A 19,650-nucleotide genomic window follows, 5' to 3' on the forward strand; every position below is an offset into this window, starting at 1 on the left:
CACGGTTGTGGCATCATCTCAGGCACACGGAACGGGTCCGCTCACGCGGACGTGGTCCCTGTGGAGGAGGCTTCGCCTAGTCCGGTCTATGGCGCCGCACTGCTAATGCGGTTTCGGGGTTATTCCTGATCGAGGGTTCAAATCCCTCAGCCTCCGCAGCCGGAAAGCCCCGTCGACGATCTTGTCGGCGGGGCTTTCCCCGTCCCCGGGGAGGTTCCGGACCCACCCCGCCGCCCACCTCCCCGACCTGCCCCGCGGGCCGGGGCCGTCGGGGGCCCGGGCGGCCTCCAAGGGGTCGGCCCGGAGGGAGGGAGCAATCGATTTCGTCCCGCGTCGCAGGTCATGTAATGTTGTCCCCGCAACGCCCCGCTGGCACCGTTCATCAGGGCGAGCGCTCATAGCTCAACGGATAGAGCACTTGACTACGGATCAAGAGGTTGCAGGTTCGAATCCTGCTGAGCGCACCAATCTCCGCAAGATCGGGTTCGCCCGTTCCTTGCGCTCATAGCTCAACGGATAGAGCACTTGACTACGGATCAAGAGGTTGCAGGTTCGAATCCTGCTGAGCGCACCAGCGAGAAGCCCCCGGCCACCGGCCGGGGGCTTCTCCCGTTTCCGGGCCCGGACAGGGCGCCGGGTGCCTGGTCCGTTCTGGATTGCGGGCCTAATGGATGAAATGCATCTGTTTCGGGTATATCCCGTCCTGTCGCTCGGATGACCGCCAAACGGGTGGGACCCGGCTATAAGCCCAGGTGTCGCAGTATGACCGGCTCAGGATCGTGATTCCTTTTTGTCAGATCTTGTGCCCAGGCTGCCCGGCACCCCGGCAGCCGACCGCGAAGGAGAGCCGGATGGGCCGACAGTTTCCCCGCACGGCCGTCGCCCTGACCGTCCTCGTGGCCGGGCTGCTGACCGGCTGGAACGCCCCACGCTCGGTGGCCCAGCAGTCCCCTGACGCCTGGTCGGGGGAGCACCGGGCGGTCCTGCCCTCCGGCCTCTCCGTCCAGCTCGAATTCACCGCCACCCCGGGTACCGAGGTGGCCGCCGCGGCCGGCGAACTGGCCGACCGCCCCGGCGGGGGGCGTGCGGCCGGGCCGTACACGGACGGAATGCACCCCGGGAACCCCGCGCAGACCTTCAGCGTCACCGAGAACCGCCCGCAGACGGACGGATCCTGGCGCACCGTCGGAACGCTCCGGCTCGCCTTCTCCCGACCGGTCCGCAATCCCCGGCTGCACCTCAGCGGATTGGTCGCGCTCGCCACCGGGAAGTCGGGTACCACCAGCACCGCGGCCCGGCTGACCCTCACCGGCGGCTCACCCGCCGCCCCCACCCTGGTCAACCGCACCGACTGGCCCGGCTGGACGGTCGACGCCAACGCCCTCGCGCCCGTCGGAGCCGACGGCAGCTCCGACGGCGCGGCCGGCTCCGCCTCCGAGGGCACCCTGGAACTCGTCGGCACCCTGCGCACCGCGGTCTTCCGGATCGAGCAGCGCTCCACCGCCCGGGCCGGCAGCACCACCGCCCCGCCCGTCCTGCGCCAGGCCTACACCGTCACCGTCGACGAGGACCTCGGCACCGCCCCGCAGAACTACGGCAACGCCTCGCACGTGCTCTCCGACCTGTTCCTCGGCGCGGACGCCGCCAACGCTGCGCATCGCACCCGCCCCCGGTCCGCCGACGACCGGGGCACGGTCGGGCCGACCGGTGAGCCGCTGGTCCAGCTCGACCACGGAGCCGGCCGGCGCAGCGTCTTCGCCAGCCCGCCGCCCCCCAAGCTCCAGCCCGGCCGCGGCGAGTACCAGGGCGCCGACCCGTCGATCGGCTTCCCCACCGAGGCCGCGATCGGCCGCTACTACCGGCTCACCGTCCCGGTGGCGGTCGGCGACCAGCCCGCGACCCTGGCCGGCTGGATCGACTTCGACCACAGCGGGCGCTTCGACCCCGCCGAGCGGGTGCAGACCGAGATCCCGGCCGGCGCCGACACCGCGACCCTGGAATGGACCGTCCCGACCGGCGCCGGCTCCGGCGACACCTGGGCCCGGCTGCGGATCGCCCGCGACGCCAGCCAACTCGTCCCCTCCGGCGGCTTCGCCGACTCCGGGCAGGTCACCGACCAGCGGATCAAACTGACCGTCGGCGCCGCCCGGCCCGAGATCGCCGAACCCGTCGACGGCGCCGTCCTCGCCGAAGCCCGTCCGCGGGTCCACGGCGACGGAGCGGTCGCCGGTGCCTCGGTGGAGATCCGGGACGGTGACGCCACGGCCTGCCGGGCCCGGGTCGAGCGCGGCGGCGGCTGGTCCTGCCGGCCCGGTGAAGCGCTCACCGCGGGCCCGCACTCCCTCACCCCGGTCGAGATCACCAGCGGTGGTGTGGTGCTGCGCGGCGAGGCCGTCCGGGTCACCGTGAAGACGGCGCCGCCCGCCGCGCCCGTCCTCACCCTCCCGGAGTACACCAACGACCCGGGGATCCAGCTCACCGGCACCGGCGAGGCGGGCAGCACCGTCGCGGTCACCGACCAGGCCGCCGAACTGTGCCGCAGCGCCGTCCGGGCGGACGGCCAGTGGTCCTGCCTGCCGGTCGAGAACCTGGTGGACGGGCGCCACCTGCTCACCCCCGTCGCGGTCGACGCGGCCGGGAACCGGACGGCCGGGCAGGCGGTCGTGCTGGTCGTCGACACCGTCCCGCCGGACAAGCCGGTGCTCGGCTCGCCGGCCGCCGGGGAGACCCTGCGGGTCAGTCGGCCGACGTTCACCGGGCGGGCCGAGCCGGGCTCGAAGGTGCTGGTCACGGCGCGGGCGGGCGGCTCGGCGGCCTCGGGGCCGGCTTCGGCCTCGGGTTCGGCCTTGGGTTCGGTCTCGGGCGAGCGGACGGTGCTGTGCGGGGCGACGGCGGCCCTCGATGGCAGCTGGACCTGCACCGCCAACCGGGACCTGACGGACGGGCAGCAGTGGCTGGTCGTCACGGCGACCGACCTGGCGGGGAACGGGGCGGCGGCGGACGCGGTGCCGGTGCGCGTCGCGGCGGCGCCGAGCCCATCGGCGTCGGCGGCGGCGTCGACTTCTGCGGTGCCGAGTTCGGGGGCGTCGGTTCCCGTGCGGCCCAGCCCCGCGGCCTCGGTGTCGACCGTGCCGACCGTGCCGAGCCCGTCGGTATCGGCGGCGGCGTCGACTTCTGCGGTGCCGAGTTCGGGGGCGTCGGTTCCCGTGCGGCCCAGCCCCGCGGCCTCGGTGTCGACCGTGGCAACCGTGCCGAGCCCGTCGGCGTCGGCTTCGGTGCCGATCGGGCCGAGTCCGAGCGTGGCGGTGCCGGTGCTGCCCTCGGCCGGTGCTTCCGCGCCGGTGGCCTCCTCCGTACCGTCCCGTCCCGCGATGTCGCCCACGCCCACGTCCACATTCCCGTCCACGCCTTCGATCCCGGTCACCTCGTCGCCGAGCCCGGTTGTGGGGGCGGCGCCCGATGCGTCCGTGCTCGCACCGGTGCCGGTGGGCGTGCTGCCGATTGCCGTTCCGGCAGCGGCCGGGCCGTCCGCTGCTTCAGTCACCCCGACCGTCCCGACCGCCCCCACCACCACCTCCGCCGGTTCCGTCCCTCCGACGCTCCGTACCGTTCCGTCCCTGGGCGCCAGTCCGTCCCGGGCGGCCGTCGGCGTCGTGGCGTCGTCACCGTCACCGTCACCGTCACTGCCACCGCCCCTGTCATCGCCTCCGTCACCGTCACCGTCATCGACGCCGGTGGCGGCCGAACCGCTCGGGTCCGCCGGGGAGAGTGCCGGGCAGCTGCCGGCGCCGCCCAGTGCGTTGCCCGTGGGGGCGGCCGCGGAGGCCTCGCAGGCGGCGGCCGCGCGGTCCACCGCGAGCGGTTGGCGCGGTGGGGTCGCCGGTGGCCTGCTGGTGCTCGCCGCCATCGGGCTGATCACCCGCCGGGTGTTCGCCCGTGATGGCGGTGTCCGGCGGCGCTGACCTGCGCTGAACCATCCCGACCATCCATTCATGTGCCTGCGCGTCAGGTCGGCTTCGGACGATTCGTCAGCAAATGTCGACACACCTCACCTCAAATGTCGCATTTGATGACGTATGAACTTAGCCTGATCTTGGCACTGCCCGTCAGATCCGGGCCGCCCGTTGCGCGACACACCGACCCCGAGGATCCGTGCATGGACGTCACCCGCGATTCTTCGCAGCGACCCGACCACCTGCCCAAGGCGCTCCCACCGGCCTTGCCGGAACGTTCCGCCTCCGGCGCCAGCCCGCTGGCCACCGCCACAGCCACCGTCACGGCCGCCAAGACGGCCAAGCTGCTCGGCCCGGTCGACGGCGGCCCCGCGACCACTCCGTTGGTCGTCGTCCCCGGCCCGGCCTCCGGCGCCTCCGCCGACCTGCGCGATCCGCTGGAGGCGGCCGCCCCGGAGACCGCCGAGATCCCGGAAGCCATCCAGGTCGGCGCCCCCGCGGCCGCCACCTCCCGCCGCCCCCCGCGCGCCGACCAGGCGGTCCGCGAGCACGGCGCCACCGCCCTGCCCGGCTGGATCGCCCTGCTGGTGGTGCTGGTCGGCGTGGCCGGCGTGCTGCTGATGCTGCTGCGCGACGGCGTCATCCCGTACTGGGACGCGCTGCCCGACCTGCGCAGCGCCGCCGCGCAGGCGAGCGGCCAGGCCGAGGTGGACGCCAAGTCGGTCGCCGCGGTCAGCGCGGTCGGCCTGCTCGTGGTGTTCGCGCTTGCCGGGCTGCTGGCCAACGCGGGCGGCGAGACCCGGGTGCTGACCCGCTGGGGCCGCTACCGGGGCACCGTCCGCCGCACCGGCCTGGTCTGGGTCAACCCGCTGCTGCGCCGGCGCCGGGTGGACGTGCGACTGCGGCACTGGCGCAGCGAGCCGGTCAAGGCGGTCGACCGGACCGGCACGCCGATCGTCGTCCGGCTGCTGATCGTCTGGCGGGTCAAGGACACCGCGCGGGCGCTGCTGGCGATCGAGGACCACGAGAGCTACCTGCGCGAGCAGGTCCAGGCGGTACTCACCCGCACCGCGTCCATCCTGCCGTGCGACAGCAACGCGGCGCCCGGGCCCGCGCTGCGTGACGGGCAGTGGTTCGCCGACGAGCTGACCAGAGCACTGGCCGCCGAGGTCGCCCCGGCGGGCCTGGAGGTCTACTCGGCGCAGCCGCTGGCGCTGGACTACGCGCCCGAGGTCGCCGAGTCGATGCGCCGCCGCCGGCTGGCCGACCTGGACGCGGGCCTGCGGACGGTGCTGGTGGACGACGCGGTCGAGGCGGCGGCGCTCGCCGTCCGGCGGCTGGAGCGCGCCACCGCCCACGAACTGGACGAGGCCGCCCGCAGTGCGCTGATGGAGCAGTTGCTGGTCGCCTTCGTCGCCCCGGCCGGAGTGGCCGCCTCGGTACCGCCCCCGGCCGCACGGGCCGGGCGGAAGGAAGGACGACCCGCATGAGGATAGCCACCGGCGCGTACGCCGATCCCGGCCTCGACCTCGGCGCCGATTTCGACGCCGCCCTCGACCGGGGCCTGATCGGCTTCGAGGAGAGCACCGGCAGCATCCCCGCGATCGCGGGGTGCGGCTGCCCGAACTGCGCGGCCCGGCCGCGCACCGCCCGCCCCGCGACGGGGACCGGCGGCAGCCGAATACACCGCGCCGTGCGAAGTACCTGCCTGGCAACCACCGTGCTGGCGGGCGCAGGCGTGGTCGGCCTGACGGCCGGTGCCGGGTCCGCGCACGCCGCGGCCGGGAAGCAGGGCTGGGACGGGTCGAAGTACTGGTTCAAGAACGGCGCCGGCGAGTGGCGGTGGACCAGCCACTACGACGTCTACGCGGGCCGCACCGGCCAGTCCGGCGGCTCGGGCGGTGCCAGTGGCAAGGCGGCCGCCGTGTCCAACGGTTCGGCCTCCTCCGCTTCCTCCTCCGGACTGCGCCAGGGCTGGGACGGGTCGAAGTACTGGTTCAAGAACGGCAGCGGCGAGTGGCGGTGGACCAGCCACTACGACGTCTACGCGAGCCGCACCGGCCAGTCCGGCGGCGGCGCTGATCCCGCTCCCGCCCGGCCCGCGGCCACGCCGTCGGCGGACCAGGCACCGGCCTCCGGCAGCATGGAGGCGGCCATCGACTACGCGCTCGCCCAGCTGGGCAAGCCGTACGTCTGGGGCGGCAACGGCCCGTCAGGCTACGACTGCTCGGGGCTCGTCCAGCAGGCCTACCGGCGCAGCGGGATCAGCCTGCCGCGGGTGGCCGACGACCAGTACGCGGCCACCACGCCGATCAGCGCGGGGCAGCTGCGCCGCGGCGACCTGGTGTTCTGGTCGGACAGCGGCCGGGCCTCCGGGATCCACCACGTGGGGATCTACCTGGGCGGCGGCAAGTTCGTCGAGGCGCCCCGGCCCGGCAAGACGGTCCGGGTCTCCACTCTCAACTCGGGCTACTACCCGACCCACTTCGGGCGGCCGTAGCGCCGGGGCGCACCGGGCCCTCGACGGCACGCCGCTGTCGGGGGCCCGAAGCGTGACCGTGGCCACCTGGTCGTCCCCGCGGATACATCGGGTGCGCAGTTCGGGCCCGATCTGCCAATGGGCCGGTGCGCCAAGCGCGTTGGCCGTCCTTTTCCGGGCCGATTCGCCGACCGCCCGGAAAATCGCTCGGATTTCGTCGACGGTTCCGGCGCGGGCCCTCAGATCGGCGGGGCCGACGGTCATCCTGCGGGTGTTACCGCCCGGGCCCGGATTGTCTGCGGCATCGAGGGCCGGGCGCGCGTACTTCTTCCGGTCCTCGTGGTCGAAGAGCCCGTCCCGGGCGGGATTCCCGGCGATGCCGCCGCCGTGGTGGATTCGGCGTTGAAGTCCCGCTCCGCGTCAGGTCGTTCGTGGACCAAGTCTGATCACTGCGGACGGCGTTCCCAACCGGGCGGGGTTCGCCGGGAACGGGCGCAGGCTGCGAACGGGCCCGGGTGGGGGCGGGTTCGCAGCCTGCGGGTGGGGCGGGGTCAGGCGGAGGCGGCGTCGAGGAGGGCGGTCTGTTCGGGGGTGAGTCGGAGCGTGGTGGCTGCCAGCAGGGGCGGGAGCTGCTCGACGGTGCGGGCGCTGGCGATGGGGGCGGCGACCGTCGGCCGCCCGGCCAGCCAGGAGAGGGCGACCGTGGCGAGGGCGACGCCGTGCTCCCCGGCGACGGTGTCCAGGGCTGCCAGCACCTTCGGGCCGCGCGGGTCGTCCAGGTAGCGGGCGGCGCCCTCGGAGCGGGCGCTGTCGACGCCGGGGCCGCCGGGGCGGTACTTGCCGGTGAGGAACCCGGAGGCGAGCGCGTAGTACGGGACGGTGGCGAGGCCGTGCTCGGCGACCACGTCGGCCAGCGGGCCCTCGAAGGTGCCGCGCGAGACCAGGTTGTAGTGCGGCTGGACGGCGACGTACTTGGCCAGGCCCTCGCGGTCGGCGAAGGCCAGCGCCTCGGACAGCCGCTCGGCGCCGATGTTGGAGGCGCCGACCGCGGCGACCTTGCCCTCGCGGACCAGCTCGTCCAGTGCGGTGACGAACTCCTCGACCGGGGTGTCGTCGTCCCGGTGGGTGTAGTACAGGTCGATCCGCTCGACGCCCAGGCGGCGCAGCGAACCCTCGGCCGCGGCCTTGATGTTGGCCGCGCCCAGACCGCCGGCCTCGGGATGCATGCCGACCTTGGTGGCGATCACGACGTCGTCGCGGTTGCCGCGGCTGCGCAGCCAGTTGCCGAGGACGGTCTCGGACTCGCCGCCGGTGTTGCCCGGGGCCCAGGCCGAGTAGACGTCGGCGGTGTCGACGAAGTTGCCGCCGGCCGCGGCGTAGGCGTCCAGGACGGCGAAGGACTGCTGCTCGTCGGCCGTCCATCCGAAGACGTTGCCGCCGAGGGAGAGCGGGAAGACGGACAGGTCGGAGGCGCCGAGGCGGACCCGGCCCGGGGCGTCGCTGTGGTTTCCGGTCATGGTCGGATTCAACCGGATCGCACTGGGCGGCATTCCGCGTGTCGGGCGGACTTCACGAGGATGTCGTACCGCCGTTGCGCGACCGGGTGGTGGGGGTCGCGCAGGAGGGGTCCGGGGTGTCCGTGAGGTGGGCGGATTCGTTAGAGTCCGTGCCATGGCTGACAACGACTACGACCCCGCCGGCAGCACCCAGATGTTCCGGGCGTTCGTCGACGAGACCCCGGCGGCCCCGCAGGCGCCGGGCACCGTCTCCACCTACGGCCGCAGCAACAGCGGTGGTGGTGGCCGCACCGGCGTGATCGCGCTGGTCGCCGTCATCGTGCTGGCCGTGTTGGGCGGCGTCATCTGGCTGGCGGTCAAGTGATCCTCGCGCGGGTGACCCGGACGAGGGTCACCCGCGCGACGGAAACCGGTGCGCCGAGAACCGGTGCGCCGGTGCTCAGCAGGGCTTGCGCCAGGCGTCCAGGTCGAGCTTCTTCTGCATCGAACTGAAGCCGAGCGACTTGGCCTTGGCGCAGAACTGGTCCGTGCCGAGCTTGTACTCGACGTGGAAGACCGCCTTGCCCGCCTTGACGAACGGCGCGACCCGGTCGCACTCGTCGAACTGCGAGCACTCCTCGTTGACCGCGAAGTCGAAGTCCGGCAGCAGCGCCGGGATCTGGTCGAGGTCGTTCTTCAGACCGATGGCCAGGCCGCGTTCGTGGGCGAGCTGGGCCAGCATGCGGTTGTACTTGATCTGGTCGTCAGGAGTGAGCGGGAAACCGCTGTTCTGGTTGTAGGCCTCGATGGTGTCCGGCTCGATGGCGTCGAAGCCCTTGCTCTTGCACATGTCGAAGCGGGCCGCCATCAGCGGCTTGAGCTGGTCGAGCTTGCGGATGTCGAACCACTTCTCGCCCTTCCAGCCGGTGTCGGAGCCCTGCAAGGACTTGGCGAAGGCCGCGGAGTCGGGGCGGAAGTTCTCCCAGGAGCCGGCGTTGATGTAGCAGATCACCTTGCGGCCCTTGGCGTGCAGCGCGGCCACCACCGAGGCGTCGTTCTCGAAGCCGTCGATGTCGTAGACCGGGACGTCCACGGACTGGTCGACGGTGCCGCCGAGCTGCCACTGCCAGGCGAGGCCCGGGGTGGGCTGCCAGCGGGCGCCGGCGGGCTGCGGGGCGGTGGTGCCGCCGGGAGTTCCGCCTGGGGTCCCGGGGGTGCCCGGGGCGGTGGTGGCGCCCGGGGGCGTGGTGGCGGCGGGCGCGGTGGGCGAGCCGGGGGCGCTGGGCGTGCCGGGGGCCGGGGGTGTGGTGCCGGCGTCCGACGGGGTGCCCGGGGTTGCGCTGCCGTCCGGGGTGGTCGGGGCGGTGGCCGCGGGCGGGCTGCTCGGGGAGCCGTCGGCCGAGGAGCCGTCGTCGTCCGAGCCTGAGCTGCTGCACGAGGTCGCCAGCAGGGCGGCGGCGATGGTGATGGCGGCCGGCAGGAGCCGGGTACGGCGGTTCACGGTAGTCGAACTCCGGATCGGGTCAGGTCAGTTCAGCAGCGGTCAGGCCGTAGGGCAGGGTGCGCCAGGGGTTCTCCCCGGCGCCCGGTACGGCGCAGCCGACGCCGGCCCGGCGGGCGGCGATCAGCGCGGTGGCGTCCTCGGCGTGTTCGGCGGGGACGTCGTACACCAGGTGGCAGAAGCGGGAGGCCGCGTGGCGGCCGGTCCACAGCGGGAGCGTCATCGCGCGGTACGTGTCCCAGTCGCCCTCGAAGGTGACCAGCAGGTCGGCCAGGCCGACTTCGGCGTACCCCGGGTCGGGGTGCTCGCCGTGGCCGAAGACCACGGTGCCGCAGCCGGCCGCGCGCGCGGCCGTGGCCAGCCGCCGGTAGTGCGCGAGGGCGCCCGGGTGGGTGGCCACCTGGTCGAGGTAGACGCCGGTGATGTCGTGGCGTTGACGGTAGGTCAGGATGTCGGCGACCACCGCCGCGTGCGGTCGGCGGCCGTAGTCGGTGTCGGTGTAGCCGACCAACGGCACTCCGGCCGCGCGGAGTCGGTCGGCGGCCTCGGCGAAGACGTTGTCCGGGTTCTCGCCGGGCCCGTCGGCGAGGTTGAGCACGACGGCGGCGATCCGGCCCGGGTCGGCGGCGGCGACCGCCTGCCAGGCCGCCGGGTCCACCGCGGGGTGGACGTACAGCGGCACCAGCAGGCGGCCGTCGGGGATGATCCCGCCGGTCATGCGACGACCGGTGGGGAGGCGGGCTGGGCGGTGCTGAGCCACAGGTCGCGCAGGGTGTCGGCGAGGTCCGTCTCCGGGTGCCAGTCGAGCTCCCGGGCGGCGGCCGACACGTCGGCCTGCTGCCAGGAGACCGCGGCCGAGCGCTCGGAGCCCGCCCCGCTCTCGTCGATCCGGCCGGTGAAGCCGGCCGCGGCGGCCAGCCCGTCCGCGATCGCCCGGACCTGCCGGGCCTGCCCGGAGGCGAGGTTGAGCACCCGGGGGAGCGGACGGTCCGCGGCGGCGGCCAGGCCGACCGCGCGGGCGATGTCCCGGGCGTCGACGAAGTCGCGGTAGGCGGAGAGGTCGCCGACCGTGATCACGCCGTCGGCGCCCTCGGGCGCCACCCGGAGCAGCTCGGCGGCCAGCCGGCCGGGCAGCGAGCCCGCCGGTGCCCCCGGGCCGACCGGGTTGAACACCCGCAGGACCACGGCGTCCAGCGCCGAGCCGGCCACCGCGAGGGAGCCGGCCAGCTTGGTCGCGCCGTACACGCCGACCGGGCGGGCATCGGAGTCCTCGGACAGCGAGCTGCCCGCCGGACAGACGCCGTACTCGCCGGCCGAACCGATGTGCACCAGCCGGGTCTTCGGGGCGCCGAGCTGCAGCGCCTCGCAGAGCACGGCCGGGCCGCGCGCGTTCACCTCGGCGAGCTTGACCGCGCTGCCGGCCACCGCGCCGGCGAAGTTGACCACCACGTCGGGTGCCAGCGCGGCGAGTTCCTCGCCGAGCGGGCCGGCCTGGGCGGTGGCCAGGTCCAGCCGGAGGTCGTGGGCGGGCCGCCGGCCCGCGGTCAGCACGGTGGCACCGGGCAGTGACCGCAGGACGGCGGTGGCGTGACGGCCGAGGAAGCCGTCGCCGCCGAGGAGCAGGATTCTCACGCGGCCCGTCCGTCACTCTGGGCGCCCGCGGTGGCGGGAGCCTCGGCCGTGTCGTCCGGGGCGGTGCGGGCGGCCGGGATCGGTAGCTCCGCCACGCCCTGGCCAGCGGCGGCCGACTCGAAGGGCATCAGCACCGGTCGGATGGACGAGAACTCGGCGTTCGCCCGGTCGTAGTCGTCCGGGCGGCCGATGTCCAGCCAGTAGCCGCCGAAGTCGTACGCGGCGGGCGGGGTCTTGGCGGCGAGCAGGTCCAGCACCAGCTCGTCGAAGCCCAGCGGCAGGCCGGGGGTGTACTTGGCGAGTGCCGAACGGGACACGCCGTACACGCCCATCGAGACGCGGTAGTCGATGCTCGGCTTCTCCTGGAAGCCGGTGATGCTGCCGGACTCGGCGGTCAGCACACCGAAGTCGATCTTCACCTGACGGGCGTAGGTGGCGATGGTGAGCGGCGCCCCGGACGCCTCGTGGTGCTTGAGCACCCCGGCGAAGTCCAGGTCGGTGAGGATGTCGCCGTTCATCACCAGGAAGTGCTCCGGCAGGCGGTCCTGCATGGTGAGCAGCGGGCCCATGGTGCCGAGCGGGCTGTCCTCGACGGCGTAGCCGACCCGCAGCCCCCACTGGGAGCCGTTGCCGACGTACGCGCGGATGATGTGGCCGAGGTGGCCGATGGCCAGGGTGACGGTCTTGAAGCCCGCGGCGGCGAGCTGGCGCATCACGATCTCCAGGATCGCGTGCTGGTCGCCGATCGGGACGAGCGGCTTGGGAAGCGCGGTGGTGTACGGGCGGAGGCGGACGCCCTTACCGCCGGCCAGGATCACTGCATGCATGGTGTTTCCCCCACGGAAAGGATGTGCAGGACACGAACCTTGGTTACCAGGACGGGCATTGATCGCTACGGCGGTCAGACGTTGTAGATGTCGGTCTTGTAGCGGGCCAGGTTGGCCGGGTCGCGGAAGAACTCGATGGTCTGCTCCAGGCCCTGCTCCAGGGTGAACTGGGGGGCCCAGCCGGTGGCCTCGCGCAGCCGGGTGGCGTCCGCGACCAGGCGCATGACCTCGGAGTTAGCCGGGCGGATGCGCTGCTCGTCCTCCTTCACCAGGAGGTCGACGCCCATCAGCTTGCCGACCAGGGAGACGAGGTCGCCGACCGAGATCTCGCCGCCGGTGCCGGCGTTGAAGGTCCTGCCGACCACGGTCTCGGCGGGAGCGGTGCCGACCGTGCGGAACGCGTGCGCGGTGTCCTTGACGAACGTGAAGTCGCGGGTCGGGCGCAGGTCGCCGAGGGTGATCTCGGTCTCGCCGGCGGCGACCTGGGCGATCACGGTCGGGATGACGGCGCGCATCGACTGACGCGGGCCGAAGGTGTTGAACGGGCGCAGGGTGACGACCGGGGTCTCGAAGCTGGCGTGGTAGCTGTCGGCCAGCCGGTCCCCGCCGGCCTTGGAGGCGGCGTACGGGGACTGGGTGTTGATCGGGTGGTCCTCGGTGATCGGCACGGTCTGCGCGGTGCCGTACGTCTCGCTGGTGGAGGTGTGCACCAGGCGCGGGATCTCCTGGTGGCGCACCGCCTCCAGCACGTTCAGGGTGCCGGTGACGTTGGTGTCGACGTACGAGTGCGGGGCCCGGTAGGAGTACGGGATCGCTATCAGGGCGGCCAGGTGGTAGACCGCCTCGGTGCCCTTGACCAGGCCGTTGACCGAGCCCGGGTCCCGGACGTCGCCGAGGACGATCTCGACCGAGTCCAGCACCTCCTTGGGCAGGGTCTCCAGCCAGCCGAAGGACGAGAAGGAGTTGTACTGGACCATGGCCCGGACCTGGTGCCCGTCGGCAACCAGGGACTCGACGAGGTGGGAGCCGATGAAGCCCTCGGCTCCGGTGACCGCGACGCTGCTCATGCGTGATTCGCTCTCTCGATTTTGGGAACGGCCGGACTCCCGGTGGCGACCGGCCGGTGGTGGTTCAGCTGTGCCGTGAAGCGTGTGCGGGTGAAGCGTGTTGCGGTGAAGCGCGTTGTGGAGCGTGTTCAGGTGGAGCGGGTCCAGCGGTGCACGCGAATTGGGCGTGCGTGATTTCGGTGTTCAGCGGTGCTGGGTGGTGCGGCCGAGCGCAGGCCCGGCGATGGCGGTGAGGAGCAAGGCGGCCGCCCCGCAGCCGATCAGCTGCAGGACGATCGGATCCGCACCGGTCAGCAGCCCGGCGCTCTCGGCACCCGCGGCGGCCAGACAGATGAGGGCGGTGCTCCAGCTGAACCCGAAGGCGTTCAGCAGCAGCGCCAGCCAGAGCGAGCCGCCGAGGAGCAGCATCGCGCCGAGCTGCGGCACGCCGAGCGCGGGGGCGCCGGGCCACAGCACGGTCGTGGCGGCGTCCAGCGCGGCCACGGTGGTGAGGTAGATGAACAGGCAGCCGAGCAGGATCCCGCCGGTGCGGCGGGTGAACTGTCCGCTGGTGTGACTGGTGCGCAGCGCGGCCACGGCCATCGCCCGGTAGCGGAAGAGCAGCCACTCGGCGAGGCCGAGACTGAGCGTCAGCGCGATCATGGCCGGTCCGGTCGGGGTGGCCTTCGCGCCGTGCGCGGCGCCGGTCTGCACGGCCTGGTGGATGGTCTCGCCGAGGCCGGCGATCAGCGTGAGGGTGCCGCAGGCCAGGCCGAACAGCAGGTGCGGGACCTCCTGGCGGATCGGCAGCTTCAGCTCGACGGACTCCTTCTCGCCGCCGCGGATGCAGAACAGCAGCTCCCGGGCGGCCAGGCCGACCGCCAGCACCAGCGAGACGAGCAGCACGACCGTCCGCACGACCTGCGGGACGTCCGCGGCCAGCACCACGCCCGCGCCCACCGAGGCCGGAACCAGGGCCAGCAGCAGGAACTTCTCCCGCCCCAGCACCAGCAGGACGGTGGCCGCGCCCAGGTACAGCGACTGCCCGGCGGCGAAGAAGAGCGCGCCCAGCGGCCCGCCGACCACGTACGCCGCGGTGGACGCGACCAGTGCGCCCAGCGGCGCCCCGAGGGCCAGGCAGATCGCGGCCTCGCGGCGCCGCAGCCGGCCGAGCCAGCGGTACGAGCGGTGTGCCAGCGCCTGGTTGAAGCCCCAGCTGACCAGCGTCGCGACGGACAGCGCGAGCATGCCGGAGGGCAGGCCGAACCGCATCCGGGTGGCCGCGAACAGGTTGGCGCCGAGCAGGTAGCCGAGCCCGGGCAGGGCGAACACCAGGCCGCGCACGACGCAGCGCCAGGGGTCGGCCCGCCACGGGTTGGCGAACTCGGAGCTCGGGCCGGGATAGCGGCGCTCGACCTTCTCGAACAGCTCCTCGGCGAGGGTGAACGAGTCGGGGCGGCCGTACAGCAGGGCGGCCTGCTCGTCGGAAAGGCCGTCGGACTCCAGGAACGCGGCGATCTCGTACGGGTGGACGGCATCGGCGCAGATGTCGTGCAGCCGCTCGGCGAGCTCGTCCAGCGGATCCGCGGAGAGGTCGAGCTGCTCCTCGGGCTCGGGCTGGGCCGGCAGGGCGGGGCGGCGGCGCTTGAGCGGCAGGGTGCGCAGCTGCATCGTCCGCTCGGAGCCGCCCTCGTCCTCCACGAGCCGCAGGGGGCCACTCATGCTGCCACCTCGCTGCGCTCGGCGGCCGCTTCGCGGTACACGCACCTGTCGATGGTTCTCTCGCTCCGCTCGTTCACGCGCCCCCCGCTGTGCTCGGCGGCCGCTTCGCGGTACACGCGCCTGTCGATGGTTCTCTCGCTCCGCTCGTTCACGCGCCCACCTCGCTGTGCTGGGGCTGGGCGGCGGCGAGCTGCTGGTCCCAGTCGGTGGTGGGGGTCTGGTCGGTGACGGCCACCACGCCGTCCGGCATCCAGCGGGCGGTGCCGAGGAGTTCGGTGTAGATGCCCCGGAAGCCGTCGATGTTCTGGCGGAGCGTGAACTGTTCGATGACCCGCAGCCGGGCCTGTTCGCCCAGGCGGGCGCGCCGTTCGGCGTCGCGCAGCAGCTCGATCGCGGCGGCCGCCATCGGTTCGGGTTCGCGGGGAGGGACGACGAGTCCGGTGTCGCCGACGGCTTCGCGGACGCCGCCGACGTCGGTCGAGACGGTCGCGCGGCCGCAGGACATCGCCTCGATCAGGGTGAACGGGAAGCCCTCGCTGATGCTGGAGAGCATGACCACGTTGCCCGCCGCGTACGCGTCGGTGATGTCGGCGACGCGGCCCTCGAAGGCCACCGAGTCGGCGATGCCGAGTTCGGCGGCCAGGGCTATGCAGCCGTCCCGGTAGGCCTCGCCGCCCTTGGGGGTTCCGCCGAAGAGCCGCAGCCGCGCCTCGGGGATCTCACGGTGGACGATGGCGAAGGCCCGGATCAGCGTCTCCAGGTCCTTGATCGGGTCGACCCGGCCGGCCCAGCTGAGGGTCGGCGTCTCGGGTTCGGGCCCGGCGGGCGGGAAGGCCGCCGGGTCCACGCCGTTGTAGACGGTGCGGATGTGGGCGGACGGCGTGCCGCCGCGCTCCTCCCAGCGCCGGTTGTACCGGTTGCCGGGGGTGACCAGCGCGGCCTGCCGGTAGCTCTCCTCGGCCAGCATCCGGTAGAAGCCGAGCAGCAGCGCCTTGACCGGCCAGCGATACGGGCCGGTGCGGTAGCCGAGGTAGCGCTCGCGCAGGTAGATGCCGTGCTCGGTGAGCAGAAACGGTACGCCGTACTGCTGGGCGGCGATCAGCCCCGGCAGGGTGGCCAGCCCGCCGCTGGCGGCGTGCGCGACGCCGCCGGTGGGCGGTTCGACCGAGAGCGGCCGCAGGGCGTGCTCGAGCAGGTCGGTGGCGTTCAGGGCGTCGTGCATGGTGGGCCGGGAGACGGCGGTGGGCAGGTAGTCACGGGTCCAGACGTGCTGGAGGGTGCGCAGGGCGCGCTCGCTGCGCAGCGCCGGGCTGAGCAGCCCGCGCCGGGCGAGGTCGGCGAAGCCGTACAGCTCGGTGCCGAAGTGGGTGGTGTAGACCGGATCGAGGATGGAGTGGAGGAAGCGCTCGTACGCGTTGAGGAAGCGCCGCATCTCCTTGCCGCGGGGCGGTCCGGCCTCGGAGGCCGGGCCCCACAGCGGTGCGGTCGTGACCGACCGCACGTTGGCGGGCAGTTCCCAGGCCAGCGGTTCCTGGCCGGTACCAGTGACGGCGATGACGTCGAAGTCGACGTCCGGCATGCCTTGAACGAGCTGGTCGCACCAGACACTCACACCGCCGTGCTGGTGCGGATACGTCCCCTCGGTGAGCAGGGTGACGCGCATCTCCTGTCCCCCCTCCTGTTCCTTGCTTCGGTGTCCGGTCTGGGTGGCCGGAACGGGACCCGAGGCAGGGCCGGACCGGGCGACCGGCCCGGCCCCGCCATCGGGTGCTGCGGGCTACCGGTTGCCGGAGCGTCCGGTGGTACTGGTGCCGAGCGAGGCCGCCCCCCCGGTGGCCTTACCGCTCTTGGCGGCAGCGGCGGTGCCGTCGCTGCCGTCGGTGGCGACGCCCTTGCCGGGCACCGGGGTTCCGCTACCGGGGACCAGGGTCGGGGCGCTGGTACGACCGGTGTCGCTCGGGCCCACCGGGACGGGAGTGGCGACGCCCTGCGGGACGACCTTCTTGTCCGCCGGGGCCGGGGCCGGGACGGACTTGGCCGCGACGCCGGGGGCGACGGCGGCCGGGGCGGCCGGGGTGCCGGCCGAGGGGAGCTGCAGGGAGACGCTGCTCTGCAGGGTGCCCGGGGACACCCAACCGGAGAGCGTACCGGCGTAGGACGAACCGAAGGCGGTCGATCCGATGACCAGCTTCTGAGAAGTTCCGGTCGGCATGGTGGCCTGGACCTGAACACCGGCCGGAGCGTTGACCGTGATGGTGTTGCCGACCCGGTAGCCGGTGACCTGGCCGGCCGAGATGGCCGAGTTCCAGGCGGCGCGGCGCTGGAACTCCAGGCCGATCTCGCGCTCGCCGAGGTTCACGATCGGGGTGTTGTCGGCGTGCAGCGACCGGTAGGTGCCGAGGATCTTCTCCAGCACCGGGTAGAGGATCCGGTCCTCGGACAGGTTCGACTGGTGGATGAAGTGTGGCCGCGGGTCGTTGCTCAGCACGTGCCCGAGGTCGATCCGGGCCTCCAGCGGCACGATGTACGACTGGAATCCGGTGTTGGCGTCCAGCGGCTGCGTCAGGCAGGTGGAGTTGGCGTTGTTCTCACAGACGCCGCTGCCGCCGTTGGCCTTGCTGGTGTAGATCCAGTTGTACTCGTCGGCCTCCTCCTTCGCCGTGCCGGCGTTGTAGAAGACGTTCATCGGGTAGCGCGGCACGGTCAGCGTGGACGAGCCGACGGTCCGCTGGGCGGGCTCGCGGGAGGCGTCGCTGCCGGTGAACTTGATGCCGTTGGCGGCCAGCGCCGGCGCCAGGTTCGGGTTGTCGCTGGTCTCCTGCGGGGCGGTCAGCAGACCGGAGTGCTCGCCGGTGACCAGGGCCTGCGGGTCGACCTTCAGGCCGTTCTTGGCGGCCCAGTCGAAGTTGTCCTTGATCTGGCCCGAGATGGTGTTCTGGTCGGTCCAGACGGTCTTGCCCGAGGAGTCCTTGGTGCAGCGCCACGGCACCACGGTGACGTCCTGGACGCAGCCCAGGTACGGGTGGGTGTAGGTGTGGTTGACCCAGCGGTAGCTGTTCTGGTCGGCGATCATCTGGTTGGCCGTGGGGTCCACCGTGGTCTGGTGGTCGGCCTTCCAGTCCTCGCTGCCGCCGCCGTTGAACACCATGTCCAGGGTGAAGTTGTTGGCGGTCTGCCACTGCTTGAGGTGCTGGGCGTCGTCCGGCGTCATCCGGATCGGGCTGGCCGTGTCCGGGGTGCCGGGCGGGCAGGTGACGTCGCCGGGGGTGCACTTGAGCACGGTGTCCCAGCGGTCGTCGGCCAGGAAGACGTCGTCCACGTGGGCCGCGAAGTAGTTGCGGTCGTAGCCGAGGTGGACGCCCTGGGTGATCCAGTCGACCATGCCGCGGGCCAGCAGGCGGTACTGCTGCTGGTACTGGTTGTAGACGAACGTGACGACCAGTTCCTTGCGGCCGTCGTGGGTGTACTCGCCGACCAGCGAACCGCGCGAGGTGGTGCTCGGGATCGCGGCGTCGACCAGCGGGACGAACGAGGCGCCGGCCGGCAGGTTGGCCAGTGGCGTGGCCAGGTAACCGTAACTCTCGCTGACGGTCGGGTCGTTGTCCTCGAACGGAACGCTGCCCTTCAGGTACCCGAACGGGCCCGAAGTGCCGGCCGTGGTGGTGGCGCCCTGGAATCCGTCCAGCGTGCCGTAGTAACCGGGATTCACCGCGTAGTTCAGCCCCACCGCAGGACTGGCGAACGTGTACGCGTCGATCTGCCGGATTCCGAATGCGGCTTCGTAGCCCGCGATGGCCGTCATCTCGGCCGCACTGTTGGGGAAGGGGTTTTCGTTGGGAAGGACGATGCCCTGGTACTTCCCGCGGGGCTGGCCGTTCACCGTGTCGCTGAGGAAAGCGGAGTTGATGATGGGACGGTTGGTGTCGTTGAGGTTGACGACCTTGTACGGGGTGCCCTGGTTCTTGAGTTCGGCGGTGATCGCCGCGACCGACGGGCCTCCGTCGTCGATGACCAGGATGGTGAGGTCGATCCTGGGCGGCGTGTCGCCGTGGGCCAGGGTGGTCTGCAGGCCGCTGGCCAGCAGAACTGCCGCCGCGCACGCGGCAACTCTTCGGGTCGCTCGACCCATGGTGATCCTCCCCTTGGGTAGGCGCCTCGCTGCTCAGCGCTCGCCTGCCCTGTAGCTGTTCGCGGGCAGCAGGCTGCCCGGCGCCCATCCTGGTCGAGGGGGGCCTCTGCGAGGGACCAATTGGGCGAGAGTGCAGCGAACCTGTTACCAACGTTCATGGCGAAGCCATGAAGGCGCCGATTGTGACCGGAACCGGACCGGCCATGCAAATAATGAATTGAGAATGAAAAAGCGGAAGCTGAGAGCTACACCTGGTTACCGCCCGTGCGGCTTGGGCGGACCACCGGACACCTACACTGTCGTCGTCGCGCATGACACTCTTGCACATCTTGCCGACGCCTTGGGCAGGTTCATGCAATATCGGGCACCGCTGTGCCATGTGACAGTCCGAATATGCAATGGAGGTGCTCGTGCGGCCGATCGGCGGACCGAGTCCGGTGCAATCGGGGCCGGGCGGAAAGCGGCGCCGGAACCGGTCGAACGGCGCTGGTCGGGCGCAGTCCCGGACTGCGCGGTGCGCTCAACGACCGTGATCCCGACGGCTATTGGACGGTCGGCGGGCGGGCGCCGCGGCCCTGTGCAGTGATGGCCTGAACCATGTCATTACCGACGAGTTCGGCCCGCTGCGCGCACGCCGTCGGCGCCGACCGCGGAACTGTCCTCGCCGACTACCTGCGCACCGTCGAGCGCGCCCGTCGAACGCGCCACCGCAGTGGCCGGCCCGGGCGATGGACGACGCCGTCCTGGGGGGGGGGGGGGGGGGAGGGGGGGGAGGGGGAGGGGGGGGGGGTTCGGGTGTTTGGTCCCTTCCTTTTCGTCTCCTCCCTTAGGGGGGTCGGTTTGTTGTGGGGGAGACGGGGGGAGC

13 protein-coding genes, 3 tRNA genes and 1 pseudogene are annotated in these 19,650 nt (G+C 72.5%); 7 read left to right on the plus strand and 10 right to left on the minus strand.

The window, feature by feature from the left end:
- Positions 1-65 precede the first annotated feature (65 nt).
- The 6 genes from AC07AL_RS09930 to AC07AL_RS09955 all read left to right on the plus strand — a co-directional run bounded on the left by AC07AL_RS09930 (position 66) and on the right by AC07AL_RS09955 (position 6,453).
- Positions 66-156, plus strand: a tRNA-Ser gene (locus AC07AL_RS09930).
- A 235-nt stretch (positions 157-391) separates the two neighbouring features.
- Positions 392-467 (plus strand) — tRNA-Arg (locus AC07AL_RS09935).
- Between the two features lie 31 nt (positions 468-498).
- Positions 499-574: transfer RNA gene (locus AC07AL_RS09940), tRNA-Arg, on the plus strand.
- Between the two features lie 277 nt (positions 575-851).
- Complete coding sequence (locus tag AC07AL_RS09945) at positions 852-3,962, plus strand: Ig-like domain-containing protein (protein WP_478317290.1); 3,111 nt, start codon at positions 852-854, stop codon at positions 3,960-3,962.
- A gap of 257 nt (positions 3,963-4,219) precedes the next feature.
- A complete protein-coding gene (locus AC07AL_RS09950; protein ID WP_478317291.1) occupies positions 4,220-5,443 on the plus strand; it encodes an SPFH domain-containing protein in 1,224 nt (407 codons plus the stop codon).
- Positions 5,440-6,453: a C40 family peptidase gene (locus tag AC07AL_RS09955; protein ID WP_478317292.1), complete on the plus strand. Its 1,014-nt coding sequence runs from the start codon at positions 5,440-5,442 to the stop codon at positions 6,451-6,453. The genes AC07AL_RS09950 and AC07AL_RS09955 overlap by 4 nt, the downstream gene beginning before the upstream one ends.
- Before the next feature lie 530 nt (positions 6,454-6,983).
- Here the strand turns inward: AC07AL_RS09955 and AC07AL_RS09960 are convergent.
- Positions 6,984-7,949, minus strand: coding sequence for an aldo/keto reductase (locus AC07AL_RS09960; protein ID WP_363579767.1), 966 nt, complete (start codon positions 7,947-7,949; stop codon positions 6,984-6,986).
- Between the two features lie 154 nt (positions 7,950-8,103).
- Between AC07AL_RS09960 and AC07AL_RS09965 the strand changes: the two genes are divergently transcribed.
- Complete coding sequence (locus tag AC07AL_RS09965) at positions 8,104-8,313, plus strand: hypothetical protein (RefSeq protein ID WP_350876437.1); 210 nt, start codon at positions 8,104-8,106, stop codon at positions 8,311-8,313.
- A gap of 75 nt (positions 8,314-8,388) precedes the next feature.
- Here AC07AL_RS09965 and AC07AL_RS09970 read toward each other — a convergent pair whose 3' ends face one another.
- The 9 genes and pseudogenes from AC07AL_RS09970 to AC07AL_RS10010 form a co-directional block, all read right to left on the minus strand.
- On the minus strand, positions 8,389-9,429 hold the full coding sequence (locus tag AC07AL_RS09970) for an endo alpha-1,4 polygalactosaminidase (protein ID WP_363579766.1): 1,041 nt from the start codon (positions 9,427-9,429) through the stop codon (positions 8,389-8,391).
- Positions 9,430-9,451: 22 nt separating this feature from the next.
- Positions 9,452-10,147, minus strand: a complete 696-nt coding sequence (locus AC07AL_RS09975) for a spherulation-specific family 4 protein (protein WP_363579765.1) — start codon at positions 10,145-10,147, stop codon at positions 9,452-9,454.
- Entirely contained in the window at positions 10,144-11,061 is a 918-nt protein-coding gene (locus AC07AL_RS09980; protein ID WP_363579764.1) for an NAD-dependent epimerase/dehydratase family protein, read from the minus strand. Before AC07AL_RS09980 ends, AC07AL_RS09975 begins: the two co-directional genes overlap by 4 nt.
- A gap of 125 nt (positions 11,062-11,186) precedes the next feature.
- A pseudogene (locus AC07AL_RS09985) lies at positions 11,187-11,888 on the minus strand (nucleotidyltransferase family protein); the annotation flags it as partial.
- A gap of 74 nt (positions 11,889-11,962) precedes the next feature.
- Entirely contained in the window at positions 11,963-12,955 is a 993-nt protein-coding gene (locus AC07AL_RS09990; RefSeq protein ID WP_363579763.1) for an SDR family NAD(P)-dependent oxidoreductase, read from the minus strand.
- 183 nt (positions 12,956-13,138) lie between these two features.
- On the minus strand, positions 13,139-14,656 hold the full coding sequence (locus tag AC07AL_RS09995) for a hypothetical protein (RefSeq protein ID WP_363579762.1): 1,518 nt from the start codon (positions 14,654-14,656) through the stop codon (positions 13,139-13,141).
- On the minus strand, positions 14,653-14,808 hold the full coding sequence (locus AC07AL_RS10000; protein WP_478317293.1) for a hypothetical protein: 156 nt from the start codon (positions 14,806-14,808) through the stop codon (positions 14,653-14,655). The genes AC07AL_RS09995 and AC07AL_RS10000 overlap by 4 nt, the downstream gene beginning before the upstream one ends.
- Positions 14,805-16,319 (minus strand): GT4 family glycosyltransferase PelF, encoded by a 1,515-nt coding sequence (gene pelF / locus AC07AL_RS10005; protein ID WP_350876425.1) that lies wholly within the window; start codon positions 16,317-16,319, stop codon positions 14,805-14,807. The genes AC07AL_RS10000 and pelF overlap by 4 nt, the downstream gene beginning before the upstream one ends.
- Before the next feature lie 114 nt (positions 16,320-16,433).
- Positions 16,434-18,785, minus strand: coding sequence for a hypothetical protein (locus AC07AL_RS10010; protein WP_478317294.1), 2,352 nt, complete (start codon positions 18,783-18,785; stop codon positions 16,434-16,436).
- Positions 18,786-19,650: the final 865 nt, after the last annotated feature.

It is taken from the genome of Kitasatospora sp. NPDC043949, from assembly GCF_056435365.1.